The sequence below is a fragment of the Streptomyces sp. JLSY215 genome (assembly GCF_059682825.1).
Genome location: NZ_CM185022.1, coordinates 5,459,635 through 5,477,519 on the forward strand (window position 1 = coordinate 5,459,635; position 17,885 = coordinate 5,477,519).

Genomic DNA, 17,885 nt, shown 5'->3' on the forward strand with positions numbered 1-17,885 from the left:
TGAAATGGTGCGCGCAAACGGAGCGGTGTCGCTCCGGGAGCTCGCCCGTGTCGTCCAGACCTCCGAAGTGACCGTACGGCGGGACGTGCGGGCGCTGGAGGCGGAAGGGCTGCTCGACCGCCGTCACGGCGGTGCGGTCTTGCCGGGAGGCTTTACCCGCGAGTCCGGCTTCCCGCAGAAATCCCATCTAGCGACCGCCGAGAAGACGGCCATCGCCGACCTCGCCGCGGGCTTCGTCGAAGAGGGCGAGGCCATCGTCGTCGGCGCCGGGACCACCACCCAGGAGCTGGCCCGCCGGCTCGCCCGGGTGCCCGGTCTGACCGTGGTCACCAACTCCCTGTTGGTCGCCCAGGCGTTGGCCCATGCCAACCGCGTCGAGGTCGTGATGACCGGAGGCACCCTGCGTGGTTCCAACTACGCGCTGGTCGGCAGCGGTGCCGAGCAGTCCCTCCAGGGCCTGCGGGTGTCCCGCGCCTTCCTGTCGGGCAGCGGTCTGACCGCCGAGCGCGGCCTGTCCACCTCCAACATGCTCTCCGCGAGCGTCGACCGGGCGCTGGTGCAGGCGGCGGGGGAGGTGGTGGTGCTCGCCGACCACACCAAGCTCGGCTCCGACACGATGTTCCAGACCGTGCCCACGGATGTGATCACCCGGCTGGTCACTGACGAACCGCCCGCCCACGACGACCGCGCCGGCACCGAACTGCAGGCGCTGGCCGATCAGGGCGTGCAGATCGCCGTCGCGAGCGGGCAGGGAGCCGGGCAGGGCCCCGGCCAGCCGGCCCCGGAAGGGCCGGTCGGGGACCGCAGGGCGTCCCGCCGGGACGTGCCGCTGCCCGGCCAGCGCCGTAACCTCCCACCGGGCGGCACGGGCTCCCCGCTGCGCCCGGCCGCGTCGCTGGCGGAGGGACCGGGCGGGCGGGTGGCGGATCTGGCCCCAAGGCGTCGCTGATCGCGTGCGGCGTGGTGGCCCGGGGCGGGAGCCGTTGGTGGTTGCTGTTGACGTTGTGGTGGCTGTGGTTGTTCGGCGGGTTGGTGGGGCGCCGTTGGTCACGTGCGGCGTGGTGGCCCGGGGCGGGAGCCGTTGGTGGTTGCTGTTGACGTTGTGGTGGCTGTGGTTGTTCGGCGGGTTGGTGGGGCGCCGTTGGTCACGTGCGGCGTGGTGGCCCGGGGCGGGAGCCGTTGGTGGTTGCTGTTGACGTTGTGGTGGCTGTGGTTGTTCGGCGGGTTGGTGGGGCGCCGTTGGTCACGTGCGGCGTGGTGGCCCGGGGCGGGAGCCGTTGGTGGTTGCTGTTGACGTTGTGGTGGCTGTGGTTGTTCGGCGGGTTGGTGGGGCGCCGTTGGTCACGTGCGGCGTGGTGGCCCGGGGCCGGAGCCGTTGGTGGTTGCTGTTGACGTTGTGGTGGCTGTGGTTGTTCGGCGGGTTGGTGGGGCGCCGTTGGTCACGTGCGGCGTGGTGGCCCGGGGCCGGAGCCGTTGTCGGTCGCTGTTGATGTGGTGATGGCGGTGGTCGTCCGGCGGGCTACTGGGGTGGCTCTGGTCACGTGCGGCGTGGTGGCCCTGGCCGGAGCCGTAGTCGGTGGTGTTGCTGTTGATGTTGTGGTGGCGGTCGTTGTCCGGTGGGGTGGTGGGGCGGTGCTGAGGGCCGGCGGGGCTGTGGCCCGTGGGGTCAGCAGTCCGCCTTGAGTCCGCTGAGGGTGAGTGTCAGCAGCCGGTCGGCCAGCTGCGGGTCGTCGGGGGACTCCTCGACGGCCAGTGCGATGCCGTTGGTCAGCTGCAGCAGATCGCCGATGTTCACATCGGGGCGTACGGCGCCGGCCTTCTGGGCCCGGTCCAGCAGCGCCGCGCCGGCCTCGCGCATCGGGACGCTGCACCGCGCCATCCCCGAGCTGTCGTCCGTCGACGCCGCCATCAGCGCGCGGGACAGCCCGCGGTAGGTGCTGGCATGGGTGATGATCGCGCGCAGCCAGTCGACCAGCGCGTGGCACGGCCGCGGCGCGTCGGCCAGCTCCCTGGCGTACGTCAGGAGCGCCTCCACCTCGCCCTGGAAGACGGCGCCCATCAGGGCCGTGCGGTGGGGGAAGTGGCGGTAGAGGGTGCCGATGCCGACACCGGCGCGGCGGGCGATGTCCTCGAGTGAGGTGTCCGTGCCGTGTTCGAGGAAGGCCGAACGGGCCTCGGTCAGCAGCCGCTCGTAGTTGCGCCGCGCGTCCGCCCGCATCGGCCGCACCGCCTGCGTCGCCGCGGGCACCCGTGCCGTCGAGCCCTTCGTCGCGGGCCGCGTGCCCGCCGTCTCGGTCCCCATCGCCGTCCTCCCTCACCCCGGCCGGTCCCGGCCCGGTGCGTCCAGGATGCCATTGCGGAAGACGGGCACGGAGGACTGCTCCGGTCGGGTGACGGCGGCGGCCCCCGTGCGGGACGGCGAGGGCTTTTCGCCGAGCGCGGGACGCGGACGCGCACCGAGCGCCGGTGTCCGGATTGCCCGCCGTGCGTGGCCCTCCGTGGCCACCCGGCGGACGGCGCATGAACGTCCGGCGTCCGGCCGCCGTCGGCCGGCCGAACTCCTCGCCCGGCTGGCAACGCCACCGCCCCAACGGCCATCAAACCTGGCGCAATGAGGTCTTCCGGGGGCATCCGGGGGCCGAGGGACGACGTCGTGGGATATCCGGCGTGGGCACATGTACCACGTACCGGCGACACGGCAGGCGGAATCTGGGGAAGTACGTCATGGGGCTGACCAGCCGATCGCTGTTGTACGCCATGGCCGTGGCCGCCGTGGCCTGTGTGGGGCTCACCCTCTGGCTGTGGCCGCGGTTCGCCGGGCGGGGGCCGCGGGCGCTGCTGGGGCGGCTCGGGTCCATCGTGGCGACGCAGCTGACCGTCGTGGCCACGCTCGGCCTTGCGGTGAACGCCAACTTCGAGTTCTACGCCTCCTGGCACGAGCTCCTCGGCCTGTACGACGACGCCCCGGCCGCCATCGGCAAATGGGGCAACGGCGGCGCGGCCGGGCCCGTCGGGGACCCGTCCAAGGGGCTCGTACAGGCTTCCGGGCCGGACGGGCTGGACAAGGTGCACGGGCTGCCCAAGGGCCGCCCGGACCTGGTCGGCAAGGTCGAGTCCGTACGGATCGTGGGGAAGCGCACCCGGGTCGTGGACGGGGCGTATGTGTATCTGCCGCCGCAGTACTTCCAGGCGCAGTACGCCCGGCAGCGGTTCCCCGTCGTCGTCGCGCTGAGCGGCTATCCGGGCGGGACGTTCCTGCTGGGCCAGCATCTGCGGCTGCCGCAGACGGCCGGACGGCTGATCCGTACCGGCAGCATGCAGCCGACCGTCATCGTGATGCTGCGGCCCACCATCGCGCCGCCGCGCGACACCCAGTGCGTGGATGTGCCCGGTGGCCCGCAAGCCGAGACGTTCTTCGCGCGGGACGTGCCGGACGCGCTGAAGTCCCACTACCGCGTCGGTCACGACCCCGGCGGCTGGGGCGTGCTCGGCTACTCCTCCGGCGGCAGCTGCGCCCTCCAGCTGACCATGCGGCACGACCGGACCTACACCGCGGCGGCGGCCCTCTCGCCCGATTACAAGGTCAGCAACGACCCGACCACCGGAAACCTCTTCGGGGACGGCAGGGACCGGATACGGCGGCGTCAGGAGCACGATCTGATGTGGCGGCTGCAGCATCTGCCGATGCCGCAGGTGAACGTCCTGGTGGGGACGAGCCGTACCGGCGAGAAGAACTATCCGGCGGCCAGGGCCTTCCTCGGCGCGGTCCGGGCCCCGATGACGGCGGACTCGATCGTGCTCGACCACGGCAGCCACAACTTCGCCACCTGGCGGCGCGAGCTCCCGGCCGCGCTCCAGTGGATGAGCAGGTCGCTGACGTTCCCGGAGGACGTGGTGGGCAGCTCGTAGGGGCTCCCGCGGGGTGCGGTCAGCCAGTGCGGCAGGACGACGCCCAGCGCCTCGGCCGGCGGCTTACGGCCGGTATCGACCAGGGCCCGCACGGCGGCGGCCCACTCGTGGGTGGCGTTCACCGCGCACCGGTACCAGAGCGGCAGCAGCGCACCGAGCGCGGCGGTGCCGGGCAGCGGGGCGGGCCGCCGCCCCGGGGGTGGCGAGCGTGGCCAGGGCGAGGACGGCCAGGGCGGTGTGTCCGTACAGCAGCGCGACGAAGGAGTCCGCGTTGGTGCGGGAGAGTTCGGCCCGGCGGCGGATCTGTCTGCGCCGTGTCAGTGAACGCGAGGGGCTTCCGGCACATGTGTGCCGGAAGCCCCTCGCGTTACGGATGGTGCCGCGTCAGTCCTTGATCAGTCCTTGATCTCGCAGATCACGGCGCCGGACGTCAGGGCCGCGCCGACCTCGGCGGTCAGGCCCTTGATGGTGCCGGAGCGGTGGGCGTTGAGGGGCTGCTCCATCTTCATCGCCTCCAGGACGACGACGAGTTCGCCCTCGGCGACCTGCTGGCCCTCCTCGACGGCCACCTTGACGATGGTGCCCTGCATGGGAGAGGCCAGGGCGTCACCGGAGGCGGCGCTGCCGGACTTCTTGGTGGCCTTGCGCTTGGGCTTGGCACCGCCGGCGACCGCGGCGCGGGCCAGCGGCATGCCCAGCGAGGACGGCAGCGAGACCTCCAGGCGCTTGCCGCCGACCTCGACGACGACCGTCTCGCGGCTGTCCGCCTCGGCCTCGTCGGCGCCGGGCGCGGCGAACGGCGGGATCTCGTTGACGAACTCGGTCTCGATCCAGCGGGTGTGGACCGTGAACGGGTCCGCGGAGCCGGTGAGTTCGGGGGCGAACGCCGGGTCCTTGACGACGACCCGGTGGAAGGTCAGGGCGGTGGCCATGCCCTCGACGGTGAACTCGTCCAGGGCGCGGGCGGCGCGCTGGAGGGCCTGCTCACGGGTGGCGCCGGTGATGACCAGCTTGGCCAGGAGGGAGTCCCAGGCCGGGCCGATGACGGAGCCGGACTCGACGCCGGCGTCCAGGCGGACACCGGGGCCGGACGGCCCGTCGAACTTGGTGACCGTGCCGGGCGCCGGGAGGAAGTTGCGGCCCGGGTCCTCGCCGTTGATGCGGAACTCGAAGGAGTGGCCGCGGACGGCGGGGTCGTCGTAGCCCAGCTCCTCGCCGTCGGCGATCCGGAACATCTCGCGGACCAGGTCGAGGCCGGTGACCTCTTCGGTGACCGGGTGCTCCACCTGGAGGCGGGTGTTGACCTCGAGGAAGGAGATGGTGCCGTCCTGGCCGACGAGGAACTCACAGGTGCCGGCGCCCTCGTAGCCGGCCTCCTTGAGGATGGCCTTGGACGCGCGGTAGAGCTCGGCGTTCTGCTCGTCCGACAGGAACGGCGCGGGGGCCTCCTCCACCAGCTTCTGGTGGCGGCGCTGCAGGGAGCAGTCACGGGTGGAGACGACCACGACATTGCCGTGCTTGTCGGCGAGGCACTGGGTCTCGACGTGCCGGGGGCGGTCGAGGTAGCGCTCGACGAAGCACTCGCCGCGGCCGAAGGCGGCGACCGCCTCACGGACGGCCGAGTCGTACAGCTCGGGGACCTCTTCGAGGGTGCGGGCGACCTTCAGGCCGCGGCCGCCACCGCCGAAGGCCGCCTTGATGGCGATCGGCAGGCCGTGCTCCTCGGCGAACGCGACGACCTCGTCGGCGCCGGAGACCGGGTCGGGGGTACCGGCGACCAGCGGCGCACCGGCGCGCTGCGCGATGTGCCGGGCGGCGACCTTGTCGCCGAGGTCGCGGATGGCGTGCGGGGGCGGGCCGATCCAGGTCAGGCCCGCGTCGAGAACGGCCTGGGCGAACTCGGCGTTCTCGGAGAGGAAGCCGTATCCGGGGTGGACGGCGTCCGCGCCGGAATCGGCGGCGGCGGCGAGCACCTTGGCGATGTCCAGGTAGCTGGTGGCTGGTGTGTCACCGCCCAGGGCGTATGCCTCGTCTGCCGCACGGACATGCAGGGCGTCACGGTCCGGGTCGGCGTAGACGGCTACGCTCCCGATTCCGGCGTCCCGGCAGGCACGGGCAACCCGAACGGCGATCTCGCCACGGTTCGCGATGAGCACCTTGCGCACGATGGGTCCTTCCTTGGCGCGTCGCCGCAACAAATCAACGTCGCGAGTTTAGGGACTGGCGACACCGCGTGCCGAGTCGTTCCCGGTGGTGACCTTGCCCACACGGAGCGTGCCGGAGGCGCCAGCGAGGGAGTGAACTCCCCTGACAGCCCAGGGTAGGCCCGGAATCCGGGGCTCGGCACCGAACCCGGATGTGGCCTAGGTCTCTGGCCACGGGCGTTCGGCGGGTCGTCAATTCTTTGTGGAGTCCCTACGAATGGGCGAAAGAAACTTTGCGCTCCCCTCCCGCCGCCGACGCGCCCGCTCCCGTCCACCCGCACGCCATCCGTGCCGACCTCTTGCCCCCGCAATTACCGATTAGTAGCGTGCGCGCTGTCTTCGGTACTCGCGGTAACCGCGATACCGGCCAGGAGCGGTGACGGCGGAAGTGGGTGGGCGCGATGGTGGCGGCGCGGAGACCGGTGGCTCTGGTGGCGGCGGTGGTGCTGGTCCTGGAGGCGGCCGGCATCGTCCTGCTGAACTGGATCCTGAGCATCGTCGTGGACCATCAGCACATGTCCCTCGCCGGGCTGAACCCCGGCGCGATGTCCACCGGCGCCTGGGCCGCGGGCGCCGTTTTCGGCCTGTACCTCCTCTTCTGTGCCGGGATCCTGGCCCGCACCGCGCTGCGCGACCGCGCGCCCGGCGGTTTCACCCGCATCGTCCTGATCACCTGCGCGGTGGTGCACGGTCTGCTCGGCGCGTTCGCCGTCGGGCCGGTGGGCTGGTTGGCGTTCGTGGGCCTGATGGTCGTCCTCGCGCTGATCGTGCTGCCGCTGGTGGCGTACGGGGAGCCGCGGGCCGCGGCGGCGCGCGGGGAAGAGAGCGGCGGCGTCGGCGGCGAGGGCATCGGTACGGCGGCCGGCCCGGCCTGAGGGCGCGGGCCCGAGAGGCGGGGCACCGCGGACCTGAACACCGGTGTCACCGTCCTGACGTTCCAGCTCCCCAAGGCCGACCGCTCCTGGCTGGCGGCCGACGGCAACCGCGTCTTCATCCTCAACGACAATGCGCTCTACGCGCTGCCGGTGCCCTGAGCAGGCGCCTCCGCACGCAGGACGCGGACGAACGCCCGCATCCACTCCGGCTGGTCGGGCCAGGCACGCGCCGAGACGACCTTGCCGTCCACGACCGCCGCGCCGTCGACGAAGGTGCCGCCGGCCATCTCCACATCCGGCGCGCACGCGGGGTAGGCGGAGGTCCGGCGGCCCTTGAGGACACCGAGCGGGGCGAGCGCGACGGCCGCGTGGCAGATGTGCGCCACGGGCTTGTCGGCGTCGAAGAAATGCGTCACCACCCGCGCGAAGTCGGGATCGTTGCGCAGATATTCCGGCCCCCGCCCGCCCGGAAGCACCAGGGCCGCGTACTGGGCCGGATCGACCTCGGCCAGCGCGACGTCGGACGGCCAGGAGTGGCCCGCCTTCTCGACGTAGGTGTCGAAGCCGTCGACGAAGTCGTGCACGACGAAATTCAGCTTCTTCCGGGACGGCGCCGCGACATGGGTCTCATAGCCCTCCTCCAGCATCCGCTGGTAGGGGTAGAAGAACTCCAGATCCTCCGTGGCGTCGCCGGCGATGATCAGAACCTTGGGCATGGTGCGCACTCCTCGCGGTGAGATCGCAGTGAGACCGGGGTGGTGATCCGGTTCCCTCACGATGCCCGCAGCCGCCCGCCGGTACGGAATACCGAGGGCCGGATTCCGGCCATCGCGCGGATTCCACCCGGACGGCCCCCGGAGCGGCCTACTCCTCCACCAGGGCCGCCAGCCGCCGCACCTGCTCGTCGGCGAGCTCTCCGAAGAACCGCGGACAGGTCCATGCCCCGCCGCCCGCCGCCTCCGGCCCCTCCTCTGCCGGGTAGAGCCGCGGCAGGGCGCGGGGAATGTCCGCGTTGCGCAGGACCGGGTGCTCGTCGTCGTGCGTGCACCGCTCCGGCCGCGGGGCTGCGGCGAGGGACCGCAGCACGGGCAGGACCTCCCTGGCCACGGTCGGGGCCGGGGCCGGGTCCGGCATCCGCATCGCCTGATACATGGTGAGCAGCAGGGCCTCCCGCTCCCGCTCGCGTTCGCCGTCGGCCTGTCCGTACCGCCGTGCCGCCCACAGCCCCAGGTCCTCGGCGCTCCTCTGGTTCCGGCGCGCGTCCTCGAGCCCCTTCGCGATCTTCCCGATCGCCAACCGCCCGTCCGCGTCCAGGTATTCCGTGTCGAGGTGGGCGGTGTCGCGCGGTCCGAAGAAACGCTCACGGCACTTTCGCAGCGGCTCCAGGGTCTCCCGTACGGTGGCGGACAGGTGCGCCGGGCACAGCAGGGCCTCCAGCGGGCCGCTCCGCGGGCTGTGTGCGTACAGGGCGCGGCCGGCCGGGTAGCTCAGCTGGATGCCCAGCTCGACGGCGCTCGTCGAGATGCCGGGCAGTTCGGGGTGGCCGTCGGTGCCGTGGGCGCAGGGCCCGGACTCGTAGTGGGGCAGCGCCTTCTCCAGCGCCTCGATGAGGTCGTCGAAGACCCACTTGCCGAGGGTGCAGTCGTGCAGGGCGTACCAGCTCACCGCCCGGACGGCCATGATCCGGCCGGGGCGCTCCCCGGGGTCCTTGACGAGCGACAGGTTCCAGCCCTGCTCGGCGATCTCCTGGTCGACCTCGGTCCCGGCGATCGGATAGCCCTCGAGGAGGGCCGTCAGCGACTCGATGTCGTTGCGGGCCGTCAGCGGAAGGCGCGGCGGCACGTCCGTGACGGAGCCGGGCTCGAGGATGTCCAGGGCGATCCGCGCGAACCCGGCTGCGTTGCGCGGGCACCGCCACTCGCCGCGGGGCCGGTCCTCGTGCCATTCCTCGGTCTCGTCAACGAGGCAGTGCAGCACGCCGGGGAGGTCTTCGTCGTAGATCTCGGTATGCGTCTCGTACGGATGGCAGGCGTGGTCACAGGCCGCCGCCGACAGCGCGGCGTCCGCGGCCCGCAGCGCCCGGAGCGCGGGTGTGCGTACCCCGTCGTCCAGTTGCTCGGTGACATAGGGCGCGGTCAGCATCATCCCGGTCGTCCACAGATACGCCAGGGGGCCGCCGGGCTCGGCCTGGAGCCGGTCCGCGATCTCCAGGACCGCCTGGTCGTACTCACCGTCCCCGACATGCCGGTACTCGTCGTGGATCTCCTCCCAGGAATCGACGAGTTCGCCGAGGGCCGCACTGCCGCTGTCCATGGCCCCGTCCGTATCCGTCACACCCCTGACGACGTGGACCCGCCCGGCAAAGTTCCTTCCACCACGGTGAACGCGTCCCCCACCGCCAGCTTCCCCGTCCGCAGCACGGAGTACAGCGACCCGAACGCCACACCGCCCTCGGGCACCCGCCGGTAGGCGGCGAGCATCCGCAGCGGTTCGGGCCCGGCCTTGGTGCCCGTCTCCTGGTCGACGAGGGTGACGGCGCAGCGGATGGCCACCTTGGCGAACCCCAGCTCGGCATCGCCCACCACGAGGCGCCGGGCGTGGTCCTCCTGGTGGGGCGCGTCCCATCCGTCGACGACGAGGTTCGGCCGGAAACGGCTCATCGGCAGCGCCGGTTCGCCCGCCGCGGTGTAACGGGCGTTGAGGTCGTCGAAGGTGGCGCGGGAGAGGACGTGCAGGGCGCAGCTGTCGGCGTACCCGGAGGTGCCGGGGTAAACCCCCTGCTCCACCCGGTCGTGCTCCGGCGGTACGCGGACGAGCCGGCTGGGCGCACCGAGCACCCCGGTCAGCCACCGGGCGGCCTCCGCACCCTGGTCGATGCCCTGGTACGCCACCCCGAACAGGTCGACCGGGGTCCGCGCGGAGACCATGTCCACCGCGATCCGGAGCGGATCGGCTCCGGCCGTCCGTAAGGTGAGTGCGCTTCCCCCGTCGCCGACCTCGGGCCGTATCAGCGCCAGCTTGGGGTCCCTGCGCTGACTGCGGTACACACCGTCCTCGCCGACCACCATGAAACTGCGGTCGTACGGCAGCCCGGCGGGCGTGAGCTCGGCCTCGGTCAACGGGACCGGGGCGCAGCCCTTGACGGGATAGGTGAGGAGTTCTCCGACTGTCGCGTATGTCGTCATGCGGTCAGCTTGCGCTACGCGTCCGCCCGGCGCCGGGGAAAGGGCCAAGGTGTGGGGCGGATCAAGTCCACAGATCGGTGATGGCCACGTCCAGGTCGGCGAGGAGCCGGCGCAGCAGCGGCAGGGAGAGGCCGATGACGTTGCCGGGGTCGCCGTCGATGCCGTCGATGAAGGGGGCCGAGCGGCCGTCGAGGGTGAAGGCGCCCGCGACGAAGAGCGGCTCGCCGCTGGCGACGTAGGCGGCGATCTCGTCGTCCGAGGGCTCGCCGAAGCGGACGGTGGTGGATGCGGTGGCGGAGGCCCGGCGGCCGGTCGCGGTGTCGACGACGCAGTGGCCGGTCTGGAGGATGCCGGAGCGGCCGCGCATGGACTTCCAGCGGGCGGTGGCGTCCTCGGCGTCGGCGGGCTTGCCCAGGGCGCGGCCGTCCAGTTCCAGGACCGAGTCGCAGCCGATGACCAGCGCGCCCGCCGCCTCCGGACGGGCGGCGACCGTGGCGGCCTTCGCCTCGGCCAGGACGAGGGCCAGCTCGCCCGGTGTGGCGGCGGTGAGCGCGTCCTCGTCGACGCCGCTGACGATGACCTCGGGCGCCAGTCCCGCCTGCTGGAGCAGGCCCAGGCGGGCGGGTGACTGGGAGGCGAGGACGAGCCGCCGGGCGCGGGGATCGGGCTCCGGGTGGTGGTGGGGATGGTGCGATGAGGTCATGCCCGCCATCGTACGGAGGCCGGGGGCCCGGGTGCGCGGTGCTACCGCTTGAGCACCGCCTGCATCACCGCCTTGGCGATCGGGCCGCCCAGCTTGCCGCCGGCGATCTCCGAGCGGGGAATGTCCATGTCCTTGGGGTCGACGAAGACGGCCACCGCGACCGGAGAGGTGCCGTCGCTCTGTTTGGCGTAGGAGACGAACCAGGCGTAGGGCCGCTCGTCGTTGACGTTCGCGCCGTGCTGGGCGGTGCCGGTCTTGCCGCCGACCGTGACGCCGTCGATCGCCGCCTTCTCGGCGGTGCCGTCCGAGACGGTGTACTCCATCATCTCCTGCACCTTCTTGGCGGTGTCCTCGGAGACGGCCTGCGGATCGTCCGGGTGCAGCGGCGTCGGCTCGTTCTTCTCGATGGGCGACATGCCGGGGCCCTGCACCTCGTCGACCAGGTACGGCTTCATCACCTTGCCGTTGTTGGCGATCCCGGCGACGACCATGGCCATCTGGAGCGGGGTGCTGGTCAGGCTGCCCTGGCCCATGCCGGTCAGCGCCGTCTGCGGCTGGTCGAGCTTGGCGGGGTAGCCGCTGACGGCCGAGCGGATGGGGATGAACTGCTCCTTGTTGAAGCCGAACTTCTCGGCCGTCTCGCGCATCTTGTCCGTCCCCAGCTTGTGGGCCGCGTCCAGGAAGACGTTGTTGCACGACCACTGCATGCCGGTCTTCATCGAGGCCTTGTCGCAGGGCGCGCCGGCCACGTCGTTGCCGACCTGGGTGTGGGTCTGGGGGAGGGTGTACGGGGCGGGGGCGCCGGAGGAGGCGTCGATGTCGGTGACCGTGCCGTGCTCCAGGGCCGCGGCCGCCGTGAGGATCTTGAAGGTCGAGCCGGGCGGGTAGATCTCGCGCAGCGCCCGGTTGTTCATCGGCTTGCTCTTGTCGGCATCCAGCGCCAGGTACTTCTTGCCCTCCGCGAGGGTCAGCCCGGCGAACGAGGACGGGTCGTACGACGGGGTGCTGGCCAGCGCGAGGATCTTGCCGGAGCGCGGGTCGAGGGCGACCACCGCGCCGCGGGCGTGCAGCTGGGTCAGGCCCTTGTAGGCGGCCTTCTGCGCCTTCTCGTCGATGGTGGTGATGACATCGCCGCCGCGCGGCTTCTCACCGGTCAGCACGGCCTTGGCGCGGTTGAAGAAGAGCCGGTCGTCCTTGCCGCTGAGGATCTTCTTGTAGACGCCTTCGAGCATGCTCTCGCCCTGCGCCTGCGAGGCGTATCCGGTGATCGGCGCGTACATCGCACCGTCCGAGTAGGTCCGCTTGTACTTGAAGTCGCCATCGGTGGCGACGGAGCCGGTGATCGGTTTGCCGCCGACGATGATGTTGCCGCGCGGATAGGAGAACGCCTCGATCTTGACCCGGCGGTTGTTCGCGTCGTTCGCGAGCTCGTCGCCCTGGACGAACTGGACCCACGTCACCCGGCCCAGCAGGGCGAGGATCAGCACCCCGCAGAAGACGGCTATGTGCCGCAACGGTCTGTTCATCGCTTCCCCACTCCCAGGGGCGCCAAGGTGCGACTATCAGCCGCCCGCCCGAATTGCGCTCTTCGGGAGGTAAAGATGCGACGGGAGCGGCAAAGGTTGCTTTACCTCCAGCCGTTACCTCCAGCTGTTACCTCCAGCCGAGGAGAAACATCAGCAGCATCGAGGCTATGGCGAGCACGACGCCCAGCCGGCGGAGTTTGGCCTGCGCATCGCGCAGCTCCTCGGGCGGTTCATCGGGCGGGTCGGACCACAGCATGCGACCGATCCTGCGCCCGTCATGACGGCGGCGCCTGAGTACGCGTACTCAGGCGCCGCGGCGCGAAGGACTAGTCAGTGCATACTGCACCGATCTATCGGGGGTAGCGGGGGGTGCGACATGCGTCACACCCGACGGTTCATCACACTCGACGGTCCGTCACGCCCGACGGCCCGTCACGCCTGACGAACCGTCACCCGGCCAACGGCAGCTTGCCAACTTGCCAACTCGCCGAACGATCACCGCACGTGCGACGTGAACGGCAACCGGCAACGGCTCCTGCCCCGGCGCACCCCGCCGTACGGGATCATCGCGGCCAGTAGCTGGTGCGCCAGGCGCGCGGCCCCGGGTGCGGTACCCGGGAGCGGGCCGGGACCGTGGTGGCGGGGTCGGACCACTCGTCCCCGCGGGGCGGCCCCTCGGGGGCGGCAGCAGCGGCGGCCACCGCCCGCGCCTGAACCACCGCCAGTGCGGCGGCCAGCTCCTCAGGGGTGGGGTTGCCCCGTACGACCTTGATCATCGTGGACCGACCTCCTAGAGCGGGATGTTGCCGTGCTTCTTCGGCGGCAGCGCCTCGCGCTTGTTGCGCAGTGTGCGCAGTCCGCGGACGATGTGGCGACGGGTCTCGGACGGCATGATCACCGCGTCGACGTAGCCGCGCTCGGCCGCGACGTACGGGTTGAGCAGCGTGTCCTCGTACTCCTGGATCAGCTCCTGGCGCCTGGCGTCCTGCGCGGCCGGGTCCTCGATCGCGGCGAGCGTGCGGCGGTGCAGGATGTTGACCGCGCCCTGCGCGCCCATCACGGCGATCTGCGCGGTCGGCCAGGCGAGGTTGAGGTCCGCGCCCAGGTGCTTGGAGCCCATGACGTCGTACGCGCCGCCGAACGCCTTGCGGGTGATGACGGTGATCAGCGGGACGGTGGCCTCGGCGTAGGCGTAGATCAGCTTGGCGCCGCGCCGGATGATGCCGTCGTACTCCTGGTCGGTGCCCGGCAGGAAGCCCGGGACGTCCACGAAGGTGATCACCGGGATGTTGTACGCGTCGCAGGTGCGCACGAAGCGCGCGGCCTTCTCGCTCGCGTTGATGTCCAGGCAGCCGGCGAACTGCATCGGCTGGTTGGCGACGATGCCGACCGAGTGCCCCTCGACCCGGCCGAAGCCGGTGAGGATGTTCGGCGCGAACAGGGCCTGGGTCTCCAGGAATTCGTTGTCGTCCAGGACGTGCTCGATCGCGGTGTGCATGTCATACGGCTGGTTGGCCGAGTCCGGGATCAGTACGTCCAGCTCGCGGTCGGCCTCCGAAACCTCCAGGTCCGCCTCCTCCGGGAAGGCGGGCGGCTCGGAGAGGTTGTTCGACGGCAGGTACGACAGCAGACCCTTGACGTACTCGATGGCGTCCTTCTCGTCGCCCGCCATGTGGTGCGCCACACCGGAGGTGGTGTTGTGCGTACGGGCGCCGCCCAGCTCCTCGAAGCCGACGTCCTCGCCCGTGACGGTCTTGATCACGTCGGGGCCGGTGATGAACATGTGCGACGTCTGGTCGACCATGACGGTGAAGTCCGTGATGGCCGGGGAGTAGACCGCCCCGCCCGCACACGGCCCGACGATCAGCGAGATCTGCGGCACGACGCCCGACGCATGCACATTGCGGCGGAAGATCTCGGCGAACAGGCCGAGCGCGACGACACCCTCCTGGATCCGGGCCCCGCCACCGTCGTTGATGCCCACGACCGGGCAGCCGTTCTTCAGCGCGAAGTCCATCACCTTGACGATCTTCTCGCCGTAGACCTCACCCAGCGACCCGCCGAAGATCGTGAAGTCCTGGGAGTAGACGCACACCGGGCGGCCGTCGACCGTGCCGTAACCGGTGACGACGCCGTCCCCGTACGGGCGGTTCTTCTCGATACCGAAATTCGTCGACCGGTGCCGTGCGAACTCGTCGAGCTCGACGAACGAGCCCTCGTCCAGAAGCAGATCGATGCGCTCACGCGCCGTCAGCTTCCCCTTCGCATGCTGCTTCTCCACCGCGCGGGCCGAACCGGCATGCGTGGCCTCTTCGACCCGCCGCTGCAGATCCGCCAGCTTGCCCGCGGTGGTGTGGATGCCTGAATTGTTCAAGGCGGTTGCTTCCGGCTCGGACATCGGGATGCGGCTCCTGCTCGTCCTGGACTGGTGCTCGTACTGAGGGTGGTACGGGTATGGCTACCGACTCGTAGCGTATCGGCGGGACTGCTCTCCAGCACTGCGTCGTTGACCACACCTAGGCTGGCCCCATGACGCCTCAACCACCGGGAAACCGGGACAAAGACGCAGGCCGCTGGTCCGATCTGGAGCGCCCGCCGCTGAGCGAGCACGCCCTGCGCCGGGCTCTGCTGCGCCCCGGGGCGCTGTGGACCTCCCTGGACGTCGTCGCCTCGACCGGCTCCACCAACACCGACCTCGCCGCCCGCGCCGCCAAGGGCGAGGTCACCGAGGGCGCCGTCCTCATCGCCGAGGAGCAGTCGGCCGGCCGCGGGCGGCTGGACCGCCGCTGGTCGGCGCCGCCGCGCTCCGGGCTCTTCTTCTCCGTCTACCTCGCCCCCCGCGTCCCGATGGCGCGCTGGGGCTGGCTGCCGCTGCTCACCGGCGTCGCCACCGCCGCCGCCCTCGCCCGCGCGGCCGGCGTCGACACGGCGCTGAAGTGGCCCAACGACCTCCTGGTCACCGTGGACGGCACCGAGCGCAAGACCGGCGGCATCCTCGCCGAACGCGCCGGGGACGGCGTCGTCATCGGCATCGGCCTCAATGTCTCCCTCCGCGCCGACGAACTGCCGGTACCCACCGCGGGCTCGCTCGCGCTGGCGGGCGCCCGCGGCACCGACCGCGACCCGCTGCTGCGCGCCGTACTGCGCTCGCTGGAGGAGTGGTACGGCCGATGGCAGGACGCCATCGGCGACCCCGGGGCCAGCCGCCTCCAGGAGACCTACGCGGCCGGCTGCGCCACCCTGGGCCGCTCCGTACGGGCCGAACTCCCCGGCGACGCCGAGCTCCTCGGCGAGGCGGTGGCCATCGACGGCGACGGGCGGCTGGTCCTGGCGACCGCGGACGGCGTGCAGCAGCCCGTAGCCGCAGGCGACATCGTCCACCTGCGGGCCGCCCCTGGCACGTGACGGCGCCGGCCGGCAAGGGCTTCTGCCCGGGTCCACTGCGATGCGGGGTGCCGCGGCTGGTGGTGTCGCTCCTGGCGCGTGGCGGCGTCGGCTGGCAAGGGCTTCTGCCTTGGCCCGTCCCGATGCGGGGTGCCGCGGCTGGTGGTGTCGCTCCTGGCGCGTGGCGGCGTCCGCCGATAACGGCTTCTGCCTTGACCCGTCCCGATGCGGGGTGCCGCGGCTGGTGGCGTCGCCCGTGGCGCGTGGCGGCGTCGGCCGATAGCAGCTCCTGCCCCGGCTCACCCCGATGCGGGGCGCCGCGGCTGGTGCCGGCCGGCGGCATCGTGCATCTGCGGGCAACCGGAGAATGATCTTCCGGCCGGCCGGAACGACGCGCGTCGGCGGGACGCCGCACCCCCGCCAACGCCCCGGCACCCCGGGCACCGAGCGGGCTCACCCGCGGCTTCTGCGCCGGTTGACCCCGCTCCGACCAGCCACCCTGTAACCGCGGGTACGGATCTGGGCCGCCAGCGGCTTCCTCCCCGGTCCACCCCGCCGCACCCGCACGTGAGAGTGAGCCAGAGCACACCTGCCGTATCGTTGGGGCGGTCCGCCGCGGAGCGGACCTTGGGCGAGAAGTGATCGGAAGGGCAGTGCGCAGGGACCGGACAGGGAGCAGGCGGTGACCGCGGACGACCCGGGCACCGTCCCGACGAGCGACGAGGAAACCGGCCCCCACGACGGGGACCCCGGCCCGGACGACGAGGCGGCCGCCGCGCCGGACGGGCCCCTCGCCATCCGCCTCGAACAACTCATCCTCGGCGCCGACCGCCGCTATACGCCGTTCCAGGCGGCCCGCGCCGCCGGCGTATCGATGGATCTCGCGGCCCGCTTCTGGCGCGCCATGGGCTTCGCCGACATCGGCCAGGTCAAGGCGCTGACCGAGGCCGATGTGCTGGCGCTGCGGCGCCTGGCCGGTCTGGTCGAGGCGGGCCTGCTGAGCGAGGCGATGGCCGTACAGGTCGCCCGCTCCACCGGCCAGACCACCGCCCGCCTCGCCGACTGGCAGATCGACTCCTTCCTGGAGGGCCTGACCGAACCTCAGGACACCGGCCTGACCCGCACCGAGATCACCTACCCGCTGGTCGAGCTGCTCCTGCCCGAGCTGGAGGAGTTCCTGGTCTACGTCTGGCGACGCCAGCTGGCCGCGGCCACCGGGCGGGTAGTCCAGGCCCAGGACGACGCGGAAATGGTCGACCGCCGCCTGGCCGTCGGCTTCGCGGACCTGGTCGGCTTCACCCGGCTGACCCGCCGCCTGGAGGAGGAGGAACTGGGCGAGCTGGTGGAGGCCTTCGAGACCACCTGCGCCGACCTGGTGGCCGCGCACGGCGGCCGGCTGATCAAGACGCTCGGCGACGAGGTCCTCTTCTCCGCCGACGACGCCGGCATCGCGGCCGAGATCGGCCTCCGTCTGATCGAGACCATGACCCATGACGAGACGATGCCGGAGCTGCGCGTCGGCATCGCCTTCGGCACGGTCACGACGCGGATGGGCGATGTCTTCGGCACGACCGTCAACCTGGCCAGCCGCCTGACGTCGATAGCGCCCAAGGACACCGTCCTGGTGGACGAGGCGTTCGCGGAGGAGCTGGGACGCACCGGCGAGGCACCGGTCTCCGAGGCGGAGGCCGCCGCCGCGGAGAAGGCCGCCGAGGAGGGCACGGGCGAGCCGCCCCCGACGTACCGCTTCGCCCTGCAGCCGATGTGGCAGCGGCCGGTCCGCGGGCTGGGCGTCATCGAGCCTTGGCTGCTCAGTCGACGCGGCTAGTCACGTACGTCGGGGTGGGCCGGGGCGGGAGCCGTTGTCGGTTGCTGTTTGCGTGGGGCTTGCGGTGGGCGTTTGGCGTGTTGATGGGGTGCCGTTGGCCGGGTGCGTCGGGGTGGGCCGGGGCGGGAGCCGTTGTCGGTTGCTGTTTGCGTGGGGCTTGCGGTGGGCGTTTGGCGTGTTGATGGGGTGCCGTTGGCTGGGTGCGTCGGGGTGGGCCGGGGCGGGAGCCGTTGTCGGTTGCTGTTTGCGTGGGGCTTGCGGTGGGCGTTTG

General features: G+C 71.7%; 15 protein-coding genes. 5 read left to right on the plus strand and 10 right to left on the minus strand.

Features of this window, described 5'->3' with window-relative positions; genetic code table 11:
* Positions 1 to 4 precede the first annotated feature (4 nt).
* Entirely contained in the window at positions 5 to 949 is a 945-nt protein-coding gene (locus tag AC5677_RS24555) for a DeoR/GlpR family DNA-binding transcription regulator (RefSeq protein WP_497196743.1), read from the plus strand.
* Between the two features lie 717 nt (positions 950 to 1,666).
* Here AC5677_RS24555 and AC5677_RS24560 read toward each other — a convergent pair.
* Positions 1,667 to 2,302, minus strand: a complete 636-nt coding sequence (locus AC5677_RS24560; protein WP_497190082.1) for a TetR/AcrR family transcriptional regulator — start codon at positions 2,300 to 2,302, stop codon at positions 1,667 to 1,669.
* A gap of 422 nt (positions 2,303 to 2,724) precedes the next feature.
* Between AC5677_RS24560 and AC5677_RS24565 the strand changes: the two genes are divergently transcribed.
* Positions 2,725 to 3,909 (plus strand): alpha/beta hydrolase, encoded by a 1,185-nt coding sequence (locus AC5677_RS24565; RefSeq protein WP_497190083.1) that lies wholly within the window; start codon positions 2,725 to 2,727, stop codon positions 3,907 to 3,909.
* A gap of 395 nt (positions 3,910 to 4,304) precedes the next feature.
* Here AC5677_RS24565 and AC5677_RS24570 read toward each other — a convergent pair whose 3' ends face one another.
* Positions 4,305 to 6,074, minus strand: coding sequence for an acetyl/propionyl/methylcrotonyl-CoA carboxylase subunit alpha (locus AC5677_RS24570; RefSeq protein ID WP_497190084.1), 1,770 nt, complete (start codon positions 6,072 to 6,074; stop codon positions 4,305 to 4,307).
* Between the two features lie 461 nt (positions 6,075 to 6,535).
* On the opposite strand from AC5677_RS24570, the gene AC5677_RS24575 reads away from it, so the two are divergent.
* Positions 6,536 to 6,988 carry a hypothetical protein gene (locus AC5677_RS24575; protein ID WP_497190085.1) on the plus strand — a complete coding sequence of 151 codons (453 nt, stop codon included), beginning with the start codon at positions 6,536 to 6,538 and terminating at the stop codon, positions 6,986 to 6,988.
* Between the two features lie 137 nt (positions 6,989 to 7,125).
* On the opposite strand, the gene AC5677_RS24580 is transcribed toward AC5677_RS24575, so the two are convergent.
* From AC5677_RS24580 to AC5677_RS24615, 8 genes are all read right to left on the minus strand, one after another.
* Entirely contained in the window at positions 7,126 to 7,704 is a 579-nt protein-coding gene (locus AC5677_RS24580; RefSeq protein WP_497190086.1) for a DJ-1/PfpI family protein, read from the minus strand.
* 148 nt (positions 7,705 to 7,852) lie between these two features.
* Entirely contained in the window at positions 7,853 to 9,301 is a 1,449-nt protein-coding gene (locus tag AC5677_RS24585; protein ID WP_497190087.1) for a hypothetical protein, read from the minus strand.
* A 17-nt stretch (positions 9,302 to 9,318) separates the two neighbouring features.
* Positions 9,319 to 10,173, minus strand: coding sequence for an MOSC domain-containing protein (locus AC5677_RS24590; protein ID WP_497190088.1), 855 nt, complete (start codon positions 10,171 to 10,173; stop codon positions 9,319 to 9,321).
* Positions 10,174 to 10,234: 61 nt separating this feature from the next.
* Positions 10,235 to 10,876: a nucleoside triphosphate pyrophosphatase gene (locus tag AC5677_RS24595; protein ID WP_497190089.1), complete on the minus strand. Its 642-nt coding sequence runs from the start codon at positions 10,874 to 10,876 to the stop codon at positions 10,235 to 10,237.
* 41 nt (positions 10,877 to 10,917) lie between these two features.
* On the minus strand, positions 10,918 to 12,402 hold the full coding sequence (locus AC5677_RS24600) for a peptidoglycan D,D-transpeptidase FtsI family protein (RefSeq protein ID WP_497190090.1): 1,485 nt from the start codon (positions 12,400 to 12,402) through the stop codon (positions 10,918 to 10,920).
* Between the two features lie 127 nt (positions 12,403 to 12,529).
* Positions 12,530 to 12,658, minus strand: coding sequence for a morphogenic membrane protein MmpB (gene mmpB, locus AC5677_RS24605; protein ID WP_497190091.1), 129 nt, complete (start codon positions 12,656 to 12,658; stop codon positions 12,530 to 12,532).
* A gap of 307 nt (positions 12,659 to 12,965) precedes the next feature.
* Positions 12,966 to 13,178, minus strand: coding sequence for an acyl-CoA carboxylase epsilon subunit (locus tag AC5677_RS24610; protein ID WP_497190092.1), 213 nt, complete (start codon positions 13,176 to 13,178; stop codon positions 12,966 to 12,968).
* A 14-nt stretch (positions 13,179 to 13,192) separates the two neighbouring features.
* Positions 13,193 to 14,800 carry an acyl-CoA carboxylase subunit beta gene (locus tag AC5677_RS24615; RefSeq protein WP_497190093.1) on the minus strand — a complete coding sequence of 536 codons (1,608 nt, stop codon included), beginning with the start codon at positions 14,798 to 14,800 and terminating at the stop codon, positions 13,193 to 13,195.
* A gap of 131 nt (positions 14,801 to 14,931) precedes the next feature.
* Here AC5677_RS24615 and AC5677_RS24620 point away from each other — a divergent pair, with 131 nt between their 5' ends.
* Both AC5677_RS24620 and AC5677_RS24625 read left to right on the plus strand, forming a co-directional pair.
* Positions 14,932 to 15,807 carry a biotin--[acetyl-CoA-carboxylase] ligase gene (locus tag AC5677_RS24620; RefSeq protein WP_497190094.1) on the plus strand — a complete coding sequence of 292 codons (876 nt, stop codon included), beginning with the start codon at positions 14,932 to 14,934 and terminating at the stop codon, positions 15,805 to 15,807.
* A 661-nt stretch (positions 15,808 to 16,468) separates the two neighbouring features.
* Positions 16,469 to 17,614: an adenylate/guanylate cyclase domain-containing protein gene (locus AC5677_RS24625; RefSeq protein WP_497190095.1), complete on the plus strand. Its 1,146-nt coding sequence runs from the start codon at positions 16,469 to 16,471 to the stop codon at positions 17,612 to 17,614.
* The last annotated feature ends 271 nt before the right edge of the window (positions 17,615 to 17,885 follow it).

Bases quoted from the DNA above. Each gene is read 5' to 3' on its own strand.
- AC5677_RS24555 (WP_497196743.1), top strand. From the start codon at position 5: ATGGTGCGCGCAAACGGAGCGGTGTCGCTCCGGGAGCTCGCCCGTGTC.
- AC5677_RS24560 (WP_497190082.1), bottom strand. From the start codon at position 2,302: ATGGGGACCGAGACGGCGGGCACGCGGCCCGCGACGAAGGGCTCGACG.
- AC5677_RS24565 (WP_497190083.1), top strand. From the start codon at position 2,725: ATGGGGCTGACCAGCCGATCGCTGTTGTACGCCATGGCCGTGGCCGCC.
- AC5677_RS24580 (WP_497190086.1), bottom strand. From the start codon at position 7,704: ATGCCCAAGGTTCTGATCATCGCCGGCGACGCCACGGAGGATCTGGAG.
- AC5677_RS24585 (WP_497190087.1), bottom strand. From the start codon at position 9,301: ATGGACAGCGGCAGTGCGGCCCTCGGCGAACTCGTCGATTCCTGGGAG.
- AC5677_RS24590 (WP_497190088.1), bottom strand. From the start codon at position 10,173: ATGACGACATACGCGACAGTCGGAGAACTCCTCACCTATCCCGTCAAG.
- AC5677_RS24595 (WP_497190089.1), bottom strand. From the start codon at position 10,876: ATGACCTCATCGCACCATCCCCACCACCACCCGGAGCCCGATCCCCGC.
- AC5677_RS24600 (WP_497190090.1), bottom strand. From the start codon at position 12,402: ATGAACAGACCGTTGCGGCACATAGCCGTCTTCTGCGGGGTGCTGATC.
- mmpB (WP_497190091.1), bottom strand. From the start codon at position 12,658: ATGCTGTGGTCCGACCCGCCCGATGAACCGCCCGAGGAGCTGCGCGAT.
- AC5677_RS24610 (WP_497190092.1), bottom strand. From the start codon at position 13,178: ATGATCAAGGTCGTACGGGGCAACCCCACCCCTGAGGAGCTGGCCGCC.
- AC5677_RS24615 (WP_497190093.1), bottom strand. From the start codon at position 14,800: ATGTCCGAGCCGGAAGCAACCGCCTTGAACAATTCAGGCATCCACACC.
- AC5677_RS24620 (WP_497190094.1), top strand. From the start codon at position 14,932: ATGACGCCTCAACCACCGGGAAACCGGGACAAAGACGCAGGCCGCTGG.